Here is a 13,509-nt window from a genome sequence, read left to right as displayed (position 1 = left end):
CAGGAGCTAATCGTCCTTGTCTGGCTTCCGGCCCCGCCTTCGCCAGCGCCGCCAGAACCAGCCTCCGCCCAGTGCGCCGCCGCCCATGAACAACCCGGCGGTGCCGAAGGTCGCCAGCGCACTCCCGATCGCGCCGAACAGCGCCATCAGGATCTGCACGAAGAATTGCAGGATCGTCTGGATGCTCTCTCCCCTTTCAATTCGGAGAATGAATGGGGAAGGCGGGCGTTCCAGCCGTCGCCTTTATCCCTCCATCACCATCCGCACGAAATCCACCGTCTGCCGCGTGGCAGCAGCAAATTCGGTGGCGGTGGCCTGGAAGGCGCCGAACTGGGCGAATTCGTTCGGCTTCATGCCTTCGAATTCATAGGCCTGGCGGAAGCTGGGGAGCTTCATAAGTTTTTCCACGCTGGCCGGGTTCGGCTCGCGTTCGATGGCCTTGGGATCGAAGGGAGCCAGTTCGTCCTCCACTTCCATCAATTGCAGGATGTAGCTCGGCGGGCAGGTGTAGACCATGTCCGAGCCGGCGAAATCCTGCACGTGGCGGCTGACGGTTTTCCCGTCCTTGTCCTTTTCCACCCGCATCGAACATTGCAGCATCTTGGACGGGTGGCCGGTGTTCTTGCCCTGCCAGTAGGCGCGCTTGAGCACGGCTTCCTCGCCATCGCGGATCTCGTCGAGAGACAGTTCGATGCCGCGCGCCTTGGCCTGCACTTTCCAGTCGCCCTTTTCGCCGAGGCGGCTGGACATGTGGGTGATGACCGAGCGCCACTTCGAGAGGTCCACGCCTGCCGCTTGCGCGCGTTGCAGACCTGCGGTCACTGCCGCGCGGCAGCGGGTGTATTGCGCCACGGCAAAGCTGGTGGTGTTGTTGGTGGAAATGCCGCGCGCGGTCAGTTCCTCCAGCACTTCGTAGCCTTCCTTGGAGCCGGGCAGCTTGACCATCACGTTGTCGCCCATCGCGGCGATCGTCAGGCCCTGCGCCAGCATCGCCTCGCCGTCGGTGACGAAGCGCGGATCGACCTGGCCCGAGAGCATGCCGTACTTGTAGCCCGACTTCTCGAACACCGGGCGGATCGCATCGGCGCCGCGCTTCACCAGTTCGAGGTACATCTTCCAGTACACGCCTTCGACATCGAGCGCGCGGTCCGACGCGGCGATGTCCTTGACCAGCTGGGTCCAGCCCGCCGGATCGAGCTGCACCGCCTGCAAGGACAGCGGCGGATTGGTGGTGACACCGCGAAAGCCCATCTCGCCCGACTGCTTGATGGTCGCGTTGTCATAGAGGCGGGTGAGCTGTTCTTCCCACTCGGCGCGCTTGGCTTCGGGCGCCTTGGCCAGCGATTCGGCCTTCCAGCTCGGATAGACCAGCGGCGAACTGTCCCACCAGATCTCGGCTTCGGGATTGGTGGCGGCGAGTTTTTCGAGGATGTGCTGGGTCATGGGGGCGTGCTCCTTTGCGCTGGCGCTCTAGGCGCGGAGCGTGGACATAGTCAATTGACGGCGGGATGGCCTTGCAGCTTCTCCGTTGAAACTTCGCCCGCGCTTGCGCAAGAGGTAGCGCTAACGGGAACGGGAAGGATTTTTCATGAGCGGCAAGCCCCGCATTGTCTGCGTCGGCGAAGGCATGGCCGAACTGTTCCGCGCGCCGGGCGGCGGGGCGGACGACTGGCAGATGGCGCATGGCGGGGACATGCTTGATGTCGGCGTGCACTTGGCGCGACTCGGCTGCGATGTGGCGTTCCTGAGCAGCCTTGGCGCGGATCGCTTCAGCCTGGCGGCGCGCGCTGCGTGGGAAGGCGAGGGGCTCGATTGCAGTCTGGTGTCAGAACACCCTGCGCGCAACATCGGGCTCTATGCGATCCATACCGATGCTGCGGGGGAACGCAGCTTCACCTATTGGCGCGAGACGGCTGCGGCGCGGCATATGTTTGCGCCCGAACTCTTCGCGCCGATCCGGGCGGCGGCGGAGCGGGCGGACCTGCTGGTGTTCTCGTTGATCAGTCTGGCCATCCTTGACGAGGCGGGGCGCGGCGAATTGCTGGCGCTGGCCCAGCATGTGCGCGGCAAGGGCGGGCGAGTGATGTTCGATGGCAATTACCGCCCGCGCCTCTGGGCCTCGCGCGAGGAAGCGCTGGACTGGCGCAATGCCGGAGCCGCGAGCGCGACGATGGGCCTGCCGACGCTGGAGGACGAGGCCTCGCTCGCCGGACTGGGCGATGCGCAGGCGGTTTACGAAAGCTGGATGGAAGCGAGCGAAGGCAAGGCGGAAGTCGTCGTCAAGCTGGGCGCGGACGGGTGCCGCCTGCCCGATGGCACCATTGTCCCGCCCCCGGCGCGGCTCGATCCGGTCGATACCAGCGGCGCGGGTGATGCCTTCGATGCGGGCTATCTGTCGGCGCGGCTGGCTGGCGACGAACCGGCGCAGGCAGCGCTGGCGGGCCATGCGCTCGGCGGCTGGATTGTGATGCGGCGGGGGGCGATCCCGCCAGTCGATGATGCCGCGCCCTATGCAGGGCTGCGCCGATAAAGCGCATTGCAATTCTCTATTACTCTGACAAATAGGTGTCGGGTCATGAGAGGAAGAGCGATGCGGGCGATTGGGGTTTCAGCGGCGATAGCATTCGCCTTGGGCGCAGTTCCGGTGGCGGCAGCGGAGGCTGAGCGCGGCGACGCGGGGCAACTGGCGGATGGCACCCGGATCGAGGCCGTCACCCTGTCGAATGACGCCGGGGTCAGCGCCCGGATCATAACCTACGGCGCTACCTTGCAGGCCTTCGAAGCGCCGGACCGCGAGGGCAACGTGGCCGACATCACCCTCGGCTACGACGACACCGCCGATTACGAGCGCTTCCCCAATTACTTCGGCGTCACCGTGGGCCGCTTTGCCAACCGTATTGCCGGCGCGACCTTCACGCTGGACGGCGAGACTTATACTCTTCCCGCCAACGATGATCCCAATTCGCTCCACGGCGGTGCAATCGGGTTCGACAAGCGGGTCTGGCGGATCGTCTCCGTGGAAAGCGGCCCGGTCGCCTCGGTGACGATGGCGCTGACCAGCGCGGACGGCGATCAGGGCTATCCCGGCAACATGGAGGTGCGCGTCACCTACACGCTCGACGATGTGGGCGATTTGGGCATCGTGTTCGAAGCGACCAGCGACGCGCCCACGGTGGTCAACATGACCAACCACGCGCTGTTCAATCTCGCCGGGGACGAGGCTGAGCGTGGCGCGATGAGGCATTACCTGATGATCCCCGCACGCCGTTACACTCCGGTCGATGAAGCGCTGATCCCCACCGGGGAACTGCGCGCCGTGGCAGGCAGCCAGTTCGATTTCACCGGCTGGCGGCTGATCGAGGAAGGACTGCGCGATGGCAGCGACGAGCAGATCGTGCGCGGACGCGGCTACGATCACAATTTCGCGCTCGACAAGGGCGTGACGCAAGTGCCCGAGCTGGCAGCGCGGCTGGTCGATACCGTGAGCGGGCGGATGCTCGAAGTGCTCAGCACCGAACCGGGTATCCAGTTTTACACCGGCAATTTCCTTGATGGCACCGTGCTGGGCCGGAGCGGGCGGATTTACCGGATGGGCGACGGGATCGCGCTCGAACCGCAGCGCTTCCCCGACGCGCCCAATCAGCCGCAATTCGTCTCGGCGCGGCTCGATCCGGGCCAGACCTACCGTCATGAAATGATCTATCGGGTGAGCCTGGCCCCGACATCGGAGAACGGCCAATGATCGCGCGCTCCCTTGCCGCCGCTCTGGCGCTCGCCGCCGCTCCCGCTGCTCTGGCGCAGGATGTGGTCGTCACCATCGGTACCGAAGCCGAGGGTCCCCACCTCAGCCGCCACCTGTTCGGCCAGTTCGCCGAGCATCTGGGCGAAGGCATTTACGAAGGCGTGTGGGTGGGGGAGGACAGCGCAATCCCCAACGTGCGCGGGATCCGCACCGACGTAGTCGAGGCGCTGCGCGAAATCCGGGTACCTAATGTCCGCTATCCCGGCGGCTGCTTTGCCGACGAATACCACTGGCGCGATGGCATAGGGCCGAACCGGCGGGTCACGGTCAACGCCAACTGGGGCGGGGCGCTGGAGCCGAACACCTTCGGCACCGACGAATTCTACGATTTCATCGAGCAGATCGGTTCCGAAGCCTTCATTTCGGTCAATGTCGGATCGGGGACGATTCAGGAATCCGCCGACTGGATGGCCTATCTCACTGCCGACCAGCAGAGCACCGCCGGGCAGGAACGCGCGGCCAACGGGCACCCCGATCAATACGAAGTGCGCTTCCTCGGCCTCGGCAACGAAAGCTGGGGGTGCGGCGGCAACATGCGGCCCGAACACTATGTCGATCTGATGAAACGCCACGCGCGCTTCAACCGCAACTATAACGCGAACCAGACTGGCGAACGGGCGATGGAGCGCGTCGCGGTGGGGCCGAGCGACGGCGATACCCGCTATACCGAAGCGGTGATGGAAGCCTGGGCGGGGCGCGACTGGAGCTGGTCGATCGAAGGCCTCTCGATGCACAATTACACCGTCCCGCAATGGCCACCCTCGCTGCCCAGCACCGATTTCGGCGAGGACGATTACGCACTCATCCTGCAGACCACGCTGCTGATCGACGAGCGCATTGCCGCGCATTCGGCGATCATGGATCGCTACGATCCGGAACGCGAAGTGGCGCTGGTGGTGGACGAATGGGGCGTGTGGCTGGCCGAGGATCCCGGCACGCGGGAGGGCTTTTTGCAGCAGCAGAACTCGCTGCGAGACGGCATTCTGGCGGCACTCAACTTCAACATTTTCGCCCGCCACGGGCAGCGCGTTCGCGCGGCCAATATCGCGCAGATGGTCAATGTCTTGCAGGCGATGATCCTGACCGACGGCCCGCAGATGGTGCGCACGCCGACCTACTGGGTGCACAAGCTCTACCTGCCGATGCAGGACGCGACTTTGGTGCCGGTGGAGTTTGCGGCGGGCGAGTACCGGCATGGCGAGATCACTCTGCCGGGGGTCGATGCGGTTGCCTTCCGGGATACTGACGGCAGGCTGCACGTTGCGCTGGTGAATCTCGATCCGCATGTCGCGCGGGAAGTGGCGCTCGATCTGGGATCGGTGCAGGTGCAGAGCGCGCGCGGCGAAGTGCTGACCGGGCCGAATGTCAATTCGCTCAACACCTTTGCCGCGCCCGATGTGGTGGTGCCGGTGGCGATTGCGGGCAGGGTAGATGGTTCGCGGGTGACGGTGGACCTGCCGCCGAAGTCGGTGGCGGTGCTGGCGCTGGAGTAGTCTGCCTGCCTATTCGTGGAAGGGCGCGACTTCGCGGCGCTCGCCCTGGAGTAGAGCAGACTCGACCAGTTCGAGTGGGGCGAGATCGACTTCGCTTTCCACGCTGCCGATCAGCTCGGCAAAGCGTGCGTAAAGTGAGGGGTATTCGCCATCGGAAGCGGTCCGGATGCCCTCGGGCGTCACCAGCACGCTGCCGCCCTTTTGCAGCAGCAGCGTTCCGGCATCGGTCTCGATGCGGATGTCCCAGGTTTGCGGGCCGGTTTGCAGGAAATCCATTTCCAGCGCGATGGGGGTGGCGGCGGTATCGGTCATCGCCAGCCTTCCCGCGATAGGCGCGGCGCAATTGGCGGGCACTTCCAGCAGGGCTGACTCTACCCGCAACGGTCCGGGGACAAGCGCGGTCAGGATCGACAGCGCATTGATCGCCGGATCGAACACCCCGAAGCCGCATTCCTCGAAAATCCACTTCTGCCCCGGATGCCACACCCGCACATCCTCGCGCCAGTCGATGGCGACCGAACGGATGGTCCGCCCCGCCAGCCATTTGCGCGCCGGGGCGACGCCAGCGGCGTGCTGCGAATGCCAGGCGGTGTAGAGCGTGACGCCTCCACGCGCGGCCAGGTCGCGCAACTCTTCCGCTTCCTCCACCGTGGCGCAGGGCGGCTTCTCGAGCATCACGTGCAGCCCTGCCTTCAGCGCCTCGCGTGCCAGCTTCTGGCGCACGCGCGGCGGGGTGCAGACAACTACCGCATCAACCTTGCAGCCACTGGCGAGCAGGTCTGCAAGATTGGTAAAGTGGGGCGGGCTTCCCGTTTCCTCTGCCGCAGGATCGACCGTTGCGGCCAGCACGAACCGGTCGCTGGCGGCGATAGCGGGCAGGTGCTGGTCGTGCGCAATCTTGCCCAGCCCGATAACGGCGACCGCAATCGGCATTTGGCTCACAGAACCGCAACGCTGGTCGGGGCGAGCGAGGGCGCGATCACCCTCAGCGCATTGCGCAAAGGCAGCGCGAACGGCGGCGCGGCAATTTCAAACACGTCACCATCCTGTGTCACGAACCCATCGGCAAAGCTGGCGGTGGAGGTGCCGAAGAAATGCACATGCACATCACCCGGCCTCCGGAACTGCGCGTACTTGAAGTGATGGTGCTCAAGATTGGCGATCGAATGGGCCATGTTGTCCTCGCCGGTGAGGAACGGCTTTTCCCACACGGTCGCACCAGCCCGCTCGATCCGCACATGGCCGCGTACATCGCGCGGCAGGCCGCCGGTGAGCAATTCCGGGCCAAGCGCCGCTTGCCGCAGCTTGGAATGGGCGAGCCAGAGATAGTTGTGCCGCTCGGTCACATGGTCGGAGAACTCGTTGGCAAGGCAGAAGCCCAGCCTGTGCGGGGTGCCGTGCGCGCCGATGATGTAGAGCCCGGCAATCTCCGGCTCCTCCCCGCCATCGACGGCATACCCTGGCTGATCGAGCGGCGCACCTGTGGCGACCAGATGCGCCCCGTCGCCCTTGTAGAACCACTCGGGCTGCTGGCCGATCGCGCCCTCGGCAGGCTTGCCGCCTTCGAGACCTTCGAGAAACATCCTCATCGAATCGGTCGCCTGCCCGCTCGCCGCCAACTGGTGCATCTGGTCGCGCCCCTCGGCGCTCCCGAGGTGGGTCAGTCCGGTGCCGCAGAGGAACAGGTGCGCCGGATCGGGATGATCGACCGGCGGGAGGACACGCCCCTCGGCCAGCGCCTGCGCCACATCCACCACATCCCCCAGCCCCGCCGAATGCGCCTGCGCTTCCAGCGATTGCCCTGCGGCGATGGCTGCGAGCGCTAGTTCGCGGGTGGACTCGATGCCGTTCACTGTCCGGTGACCGTCTTCCGTTGCGGCCAGCACCTGACGCTCGCCCGCAGGCGAGCGGATTTGAATGAAGATCATTGGGCACTTCCTTGTGCAACAGCAGCGACCAGATCGCGGGCGCGGCGCGTAAGTTCTTCGATGGGCCGTCCCGGCGCGAACAGGCTGCCGCCCACGCCCACACCCTCGGCTCCGGCGGCGATCCACTGGGCGGCGTTGTCCGCATCGACTCCGCCAACTGCCCAGATACCCGTTCCCTGCGGCAGCACGCTGGCCAGTGCGCCGATGTGTGACAGAGCAACACTACCTGCCGGGAACAGCTTCAGCCGCCGGGCGCCGGCGTTTACCGCCGCAAAGGCCTCGCTCGGCGAAAACACGCCCGGCAGAACCTCTATACCGTGCGCCAGTCCGCGCGCAATCACTGCGGGATCGCAATTTGGTGCGACCAGCAGGGTGCCGCCCGCCGCGTGCAACATATCGGCCAGTTCAAGCGAAGTAATCGTGCCCCCACCAATCGCGCAGTCCTGCCCGAATTCGCGCGCGAGCACGGCAACGCTGTCCTGCCAGTCGGGCGAATTGCTCGGAACTTCCAGCATTCGCACCCCGGCATCGACCAGTGCCCGGCCCACACCCAACGCCTCGGCGGGAACCAGCCCGCGCAGGATCGCGATAATCGGCGGCGCGCCTGCTACCAGCAGCGAATCCAGATCAGCCATCCGCGCAATCTCCACAATTTGACTCTGCCCAAGGCTTTGCGAATAAGCCGGGGGGAAAGCCAGCACCGGCAATCAGGGGAGCCCGATGAGCAACGCCACGCCCAGTCCCGCAAGATTGCCGCGCGAGGTCGTGCGCCAGAAGCGCGATTCGGGCAGGCGGCTGCACGGCGCGGTGGCGAACCTGCTTGGCACCGCCATCGTTTCGGGGCGCATCGCGGTGGGCGAGAAGCTGACCGGTGAAGTCGCCAATGCCGAAGCGCTCGACGTATCGCGCAGCGCCTATCGCGAAGCGGTGCAGGTGCTGGCGGCCAAGGGGCTGGTGGCGAGCAGGCCGAAGGACGGCACAAGGGTGCTGCCGCGCCACCAGTGGAACCTGCTCGATCCGATGGTGCTCGCCTGGGCCTTTGCCGAGGAGCCGGATGTGTCCTTCGTGCGCGACCTGTTTGAATTGCGCGCGGTGGTGGAACCGGCCGTGGCGCGGATGGCGGCGGAGCGGCGCACGGCGGAACATGTCGCCACGATGCGCGCCTGCCTCGAGACCATGGAGCGGGAGACGCTGGAGAACGAGCGCGGGCAGGCCGCGGACAAGGCCTTCCACGCCACGCTGATTGCCGCCACGGGCAACGAAGCGATGATGTCGCTGGCGGCTTCGATTGGCGCGGCAGTCGCCTTCACCACCATCTACAAGAGCCGCACTGCAGGCCTTTCGCGCGATCCGGTGCCCGATCACCAGCGGGTGCTCGATGCCGTGGCAGCCGGAGACGCGGACGGCGCAGCCGGGGCGATGACCGATCTGATCGAACTTGCGCACCGCGACACGCGGACCGCGATCGAGGATCATGCTAGGGGCTGACATCGGCACCGCCGTGCAGCAGCGCCGCATTGCCCCAGGTGACCGGCAGCGGTAGCGCGCCTTCGCTTTCGGGACGCACCACCAGCTCGACCACTTCCGCACCGCCAAGGTCTGCCGCCAATGGCCGGGCCACCATGCCCTGCGCGAGCCATTCGGACTGCGCCAGCAATTCGCCATCGCCATAAATCTCGAATCTTGCCCGCTGCCCGTCCACCGGCGCGGACTCGTCGATCCCGACCTCGGCCGTCAGCCGCGAAAACCCGTTGGCGCGCAGTTCCAGTCGCGATCCTGCCAGCACGCCAATGCCGCTGGTGAATTCGCGCCCCGCAATCCGCTGCGCCTCGCCAAAGGGGGTGCTGTCCGCCCGCGCGCCGCCCCAGCCGGTGTAACGCGGGCGCTCGCCCGAACCGTTGGTGTTCTGCCACGGCACGATTGCGCGGTGGATCAGCGGATCGGGTTGCGGGTGGAGCACGCCGTCCTCGGCGACATGGATCCGACCGGGAAGTTCGGAAAGGTAGAAACCGTCCGCCAGCTGCCGCTCCCCGCTCGCGTCGAACACCCGCGTTTCATGCGGCGCGAGGGTGAGGCGGTGCTGGCCGGTGAAGGCGAGCGTGTCGCCGCTCCACAGATCGCCGAGCGTGATTTCGCTGTCCCCCGCCAGCTTGAGGTGCTGCGCGGTCAGCGTCACCTCCAGCGGCATGGCAGTGCGGTTGAACAGGGCCACGGCCTTGCTCCCGTCACTCAATGTCTTGACGAAAATCTGCACGTCCTGGCTGTCGAAAGCCAGCACCGCTTGGTTGCCCGCCGGGTCCTGGTTGATCGCCACCAGCCGGGGATGGCCGAGCAGGGCAATTTGCTCGTCGGTCGCGCGGCGCAGGTCGTAACCGATGATCAGCGGCGCCGAGAGCATCGCCCAGAGCGCGAAGTGCGAACGCGCTTCCACCATGTGCGCGGAATCGAAATCGCCCGAGCCGATGAACAGCATGTCCGGATCGTTCCAGTTGCCCGGCTGCGCGTAGAGTTCGCGGCGGGCGGCGCTATCGAGATTGTGCAGCATCCGCCCCCAGGTCGGCGCAATATCCTCGCTGGTGCGTGACAGGTTGCCGTAGCGGCCGAACCAGCTGCGCACGTCCGCCGCACCCCAGATGCACAGCGAATAGGTGAAATCGCCATCGGGATTGTGCCGCTCCAGCGCCGCGCCCACTTCGCCAAACAGCGCCTGCACGGCGGCGATGTCGGTGCGGCTGTGGGCATCGAAATCGATCAGCGGGTCGAACATGCGGTAGGTGCCCGCCTGCACATTGGGATTGCCCGCGCCCATGCCGCGAATGCCGCAGCCGTCCACCTTGATGTAATCGAAGCCCCATTCGCCGAAATAGAGCGCGATGTCCTGATCGATGTGATCGTAGAGTCCGACTTCGCGCTCTTCCATGGAGCCTTGCGGATTGTTCGCCGCGCCGTGGCCGAAGGTCTGGCCGCACGAATTGCGCCCGATATCCGAATAGATCCCCGCGCGCAGGCCCATCGCGTGGAGGCGGTCGGTCAGCGGGCGGAAGCTGGTGCTGCCGTCCGGCATCGCGGCAGAGGGGAAAGTGGCGGTGCGAATGATCATCCGGCCCGTCGCTGCATCGCGCCGCAGCCACCAGCCGTCATCGATATTGATCGAGCGATAGCCCGCCGCCGCCAGTCCGCGATCAAGGATGATCTGCGCCGATGCGAGCACCTTTTCCTCGTCCACATCGTGATAGAAGGCGTTCCAGCTGTTCCACCCCATCGGCGGCGTGGGGGCATTGCCGCCTTCGTAGGCAGTCCATTCGCCGGTCGGTTCGAGCGCCAGTTCGCGTGGCGCGCTATCAGTCTGGGCGATGGCGGGCTGCGCGGCGAGGGCCAGCAGCGCCAGCGAAAGTGAGAGCGCGCGCATCATTGCTCTGCGCCAAATTCGAGATGCTGGCCGAAGAACGGCAGCACATGGTCCTGCATCCGGAAGCCGAGGCGGTTGGTGTGATCGCCTGCGTAGATTTCGAATTGGTGCACTATGCCGTAGCGGTCGAGCGCCGTGTGGAGCGCCTGCGCGTCGGCAATCAGGAAATCCGCGTCGCCCACATCCAGCGCGATGGCGGCATAGCTTTGCAGATCGTCGATGTGCTGGTCGATGAAGGCCAGTGGGGCGTTTGCGGTCAGCTTCGCCACGATGTCGGGCCGTGCCACGCCCGCTTCGTCGAACGGGAAATCGAGGAACAGCGGCGGGTTGTCTGGATTGGGCGCGAGCGCCGCCGAGGAGGCCAGCAACCCGCGCACTTCGTTCGGCAGGTCGGCGAGGTCTTCCACCGCGTCGATGGCATAGAGCCGCTCGACCAGTTCGGGCGCGGGAATGCTCGCCCCGCGCGGGGTGAGACCGCCGGGGCTCATCACGTAGAGCGCGCCGAAAGCGTCGGCATGGCGCAGCCCGATTCGGGTCGCGCCGTAGCCGCCCATCGAATGGCCGACCAGCCCGCGGCTTTCGCGCCGGGCGATGGTGCGGTAGTTGGCGTCTATGTGCGCGACCAGCTCGCTGGCGATAAATTCCTCGAAATTGCCGACTGTCTGGCCAGAAGCGTAGAACGATCCGAGATGGCGGGTCTTGCTGCTCGGCAGCACCACGATCATTTCCGGCACGCCGCTGGCGAAAGCGCCCTCGGCGGTCTGCGGCATATGGATTTCGCCCATCCACTGGCGCGCATCGATCCAGAAGCCGTGCAGCGCATAGACGACGGGATAGCGCCGCTCCGGCTCGCGGTCGTAGCTCGGCGGGAGCAGGACGAAGACTTCGCGCTCCGCCGAATTGCCTTCGAGGTTGCCGGCGATGAAGTCCGAATGGACCGAGATTGTCTCGACCCGAACCGGCTCGGCACCTGCTATCACGGCGGGCCGGTCGGTCGCCACCTGCGCGGCGGCGGGCGCGGCCAGCGCCGCCAGCGCTACAATGGCCAACGTGAATATCTGACGCATCCGCTCTGCTCCCCTCAATGATTGTCGCGCGGCAATCCCCGCGTCTGGGCAATCCGCTGATAGGCCTCGCTGCCTTCGAGAATTGCCCCGGCATCGAGCTGGCCCACCAGCCGCCGCTGGATTTCCTGCCACGGGGTCTGCGAAGGCGGATAGGCAAAGCCGCCCGCTGCATCGAGCGCACTTCGCCGCCGCTCCAGCTCGTCCGCACCCACCAGCAAGTTCACTTCACCGCGCGCCAGGTCGATCCGCAGCCGGTCCCCCGTCTGCACCAGCGCCAGCGGGCCGCCCACCGCCGCTTCGGGCGAAGCGTTGAGGATCGAAGGGCTTGCCGAGGTGCCCGATTGCCGCCCGTCACCGATGCACGGCAGCGCGTGGACGCCTTCGCTGAGCAGGTAGGCAGGCGCTCGCATGTTCACCACTTCCGCCGCGCCGGGATAGCCGACCGGCCCCGCGCCGCGCATGATCAGCATGTGCCGGTCGGTAATTCCCATTGCGGGATCGTCGATCCGGCGGTGGTAATCCTCCGGCCCATCGAACACCACCACCGGGCCTTCGAAAGCTTCGGGATCATCGGGATCGGAGAGATAGCGGTTGCGGAATTCCTCTCCGATAACGCTGGTCTTCATGATCGCCGCGTCGAACAGGTTGCCCGAGAGGACGATGAAGCCCGCATCCTGCACCAGCGGTTCGGCCATCGTGCGGATCACGCGCGGGTCTTCGATCTGGGCACTGCGGCAGTTCTCGCCGATGGTGCGCCCGTTCACCGTGCTCGCGTCTTCGTGGATCAGCCCGGCGCGCATCAGTTCGGCCACTACCGCCGGAACTCCGCCCGCGCGGTAGTAGTCCTCGCCCAGATATTCGCCCGCGGGCTGGAGATTGACGAGCAGCGGCACGCGGTGGCCGTGTTCCTGCCAGTCTGTCAGGTCCAGCTCGACTCCCAGATGCCGCGCCAGAGCCGCGAGGTGGATCGGCGCATTGGTCGATCCGCCGATGGCCGAGTTGACGACGATGGCGTTAAGGAAGCTTTCGCGGGTCATCACGTCGGAGGGCTTCAGGTCCTCTGCCACCATTTCGACAATCCGCTTGCCGGTAAGGTAGGCCACTTCCTGCCGGTCCCGGTAGGGCGCCGGGATCGCGGCGCTGCCGGGCAGCATCATGCCCAACGCTTCGGCCAGCGAATTCATCGTTGTGGCCGTGCCCATCGTGTTGCAATAACCGGTGGACGGCGCGCTGCTCGCGACCAGCCTGATGAACCCTTCGTCGTCGATCTCGCCCGCGGCGAGCAGTTCGCGCGCTTTCCAGACGATGGTGCCCGATCCGGTCCGCTCGCCCTTGTGCCATCCGTTAAGCATCGGCCCGACTGACAGGGCGATGGCGGGAATGTTCACCGTTGCCGCTGCCATCAGGCAGGCGGGCGTGGTCTTGTCGCAACCGGTGGTGAGCACCACGCCGTCGAGCGGATAGCCGTAGAGCAGTTCGACCAGCGCCAGATAGGCGAGATTGCGATCGAGCCCCGCCGTGGGCCGCTTGCCGGTTTCCTGGATCGGATGGACGGGAAATTCTAGCGCGATCCCGCCTGCTTCGCGAATCCCTTCGCGCACTCGCTCGGCCAGCACCAGATGGTGGCGGTTGCAGGGGGATAGGTCGCTGCCGGTCTGGGCAATGCCGATGATCGGCTTGTCGCCGCGCAATTCGGCCAGACTGAGGCCGAAGTTGAGGTACCGCTCGAGATAGAGCGCGGTCATGTCCACGTTCTCGGAATTGTCGAACCAGGCGCGGCTGCGCAATTTGCCAGTCATGATTTGCCATT

At 65.9% G+C, this 13,509-nt stretch carries 12 protein-coding genes; 4 read left to right on the top strand and 8 right to left on the bottom strand.

The window, feature by feature from the left end; all coding sequences use genetic code 11:
- Positions 1-6: 6 nt before the first annotated feature.
- Positions 7-159 carry a hypothetical protein gene (locus JY451_03750; GenBank protein ID QZH75718.1) on the bottom strand — a complete coding sequence of 51 codons (153 nt, stop codon included), beginning with the start codon at positions 157-159 and terminating at the stop codon, positions 7-9.
- Positions 160-243: 84 nt separating this feature from the next.
- Positions 244-1,443, bottom strand: coding sequence for a hypothetical protein (locus tag JY451_03745; GenBank protein ID QZH75717.1), 1,200 nt, complete (start codon positions 1,441-1,443; stop codon positions 244-246).
- Positions 1,444-1,588: 145 nt separating this feature from the next.
- On the opposite strand from JY451_03745, the gene JY451_03740 reads away from it, so the two are divergent.
- From JY451_03740 to JY451_03730, 3 genes are read left to right on the top strand one after another with little or no spacing between them, the layout of a single operon-like run.
- Positions 1,589-2,530 carry a sugar kinase gene (locus JY451_03740; protein ID QZH75716.1) on the top strand — a complete coding sequence of 314 codons (942 nt, stop codon included), beginning with the start codon at positions 1,589-1,591 and terminating at the stop codon, positions 2,528-2,530.
- Between the two features lie 45 nt (positions 2,531-2,575).
- Complete coding sequence (locus JY451_03735; protein ID QZH75715.1) at positions 2,576-3,742, top strand: galactose mutarotase; 1,167 nt, start codon at positions 2,576-2,578, stop codon at positions 3,740-3,742.
- Positions 3,739-5,295, top strand: coding sequence for an alpha-N-arabinofuranosidase (locus JY451_03730; protein ID QZH75714.1), 1,557 nt, complete (start codon positions 3,739-3,741; stop codon positions 5,293-5,295). The genes JY451_03735 and JY451_03730 overlap by 4 nt, the downstream gene beginning before the upstream one ends.
- Positions 5,296-5,304: 9 nt before the next feature.
- On the opposite strand, the gene JY451_03725 is transcribed toward JY451_03730, so the two are convergent.
- Genes JY451_03725 through JY451_03715 form a run of 3 tightly spaced genes read right to left on the bottom strand, consistent with a single transcriptional unit; the run spans position 5,305 to position 7,858 of the window.
- Positions 5,305-6,228: a Gfo/Idh/MocA family oxidoreductase gene (locus JY451_03725; protein QZH75713.1), complete on the bottom strand. Its 924-nt coding sequence runs from the start codon at positions 6,226-6,228 to the stop codon at positions 5,305-5,307.
- Positions 6,229-6,233: 5 nt separating this feature from the next.
- Positions 6,234-7,223: an FAH family protein gene (locus JY451_03720; protein QZH75712.1), complete on the bottom strand. Its 990-nt coding sequence runs from the start codon at positions 7,221-7,223 to the stop codon at positions 6,234-6,236.
- Positions 7,220-7,858, bottom strand: a complete 639-nt coding sequence (locus tag JY451_03715) for a 2-dehydro-3-deoxy-6-phosphogalactonate aldolase (GenBank protein QZH75711.1) — start codon at positions 7,856-7,858, stop codon at positions 7,220-7,222. Before JY451_03715 ends, JY451_03720 begins: the two co-directional genes overlap by 4 nt.
- An 85-nt stretch (positions 7,859-7,943) precedes the next feature.
- Between JY451_03715 and JY451_03710 the strand changes: the two genes are divergently transcribed.
- Entirely contained in the window at positions 7,944-8,711 is a 768-nt protein-coding gene (locus JY451_03710; GenBank protein ID QZH75710.1) for a FadR family transcriptional regulator, read from the top strand.
- Here JY451_03710 and JY451_03705 read toward each other — a convergent pair.
- From JY451_03705 to JY451_03695, 3 genes are read right to left on the bottom strand one after another with little or no spacing between them, the layout of a single operon-like run.
- Positions 8,701-10,632, bottom strand: a complete 1,932-nt coding sequence (locus JY451_03705) for an NPCBM/NEW2 domain-containing protein (GenBank protein ID QZH76542.1) — start codon at positions 10,630-10,632, stop codon at positions 8,701-8,703. The two genes, JY451_03710 and JY451_03705, sit on opposite strands and share 11 nt — an antisense overlap.
- The gene (locus JY451_03700) at positions 10,632-11,699 is read right to left on the bottom strand and encodes an alpha/beta fold hydrolase (GenBank protein QZH75709.1); all 1,068 of its coding nucleotides are present in this window, start codon (positions 11,697-11,699) and stop codon (positions 10,632-10,634) included. The genes JY451_03705 and JY451_03700 overlap by 1 nt, the downstream gene beginning before the upstream one ends.
- A gap of 14 nt (positions 11,700-11,713) precedes the next feature.
- Positions 11,714-13,498, bottom strand: a complete 1,785-nt coding sequence (locus JY451_03695; protein ID QZH75708.1) for a dihydroxy-acid dehydratase family protein — start codon at positions 13,496-13,498, stop codon at positions 11,714-11,716.
- Between the last annotated feature and the right edge of the window lie 11 nt (positions 13,499-13,509).

Origin of the sequence: Erythrobacter sp. (assembly GCA_019739335.1) — a bacterium.
Classification (GTDB): Bacteria; Pseudomonadota; Alphaproteobacteria; order Sphingomonadales; family Sphingomonadaceae; genus Alteraurantiacibacter.
Note: the sequence above shows the minus strand (reverse complement) of the source record. Positions and strands in the feature narration are given on the sequence as shown.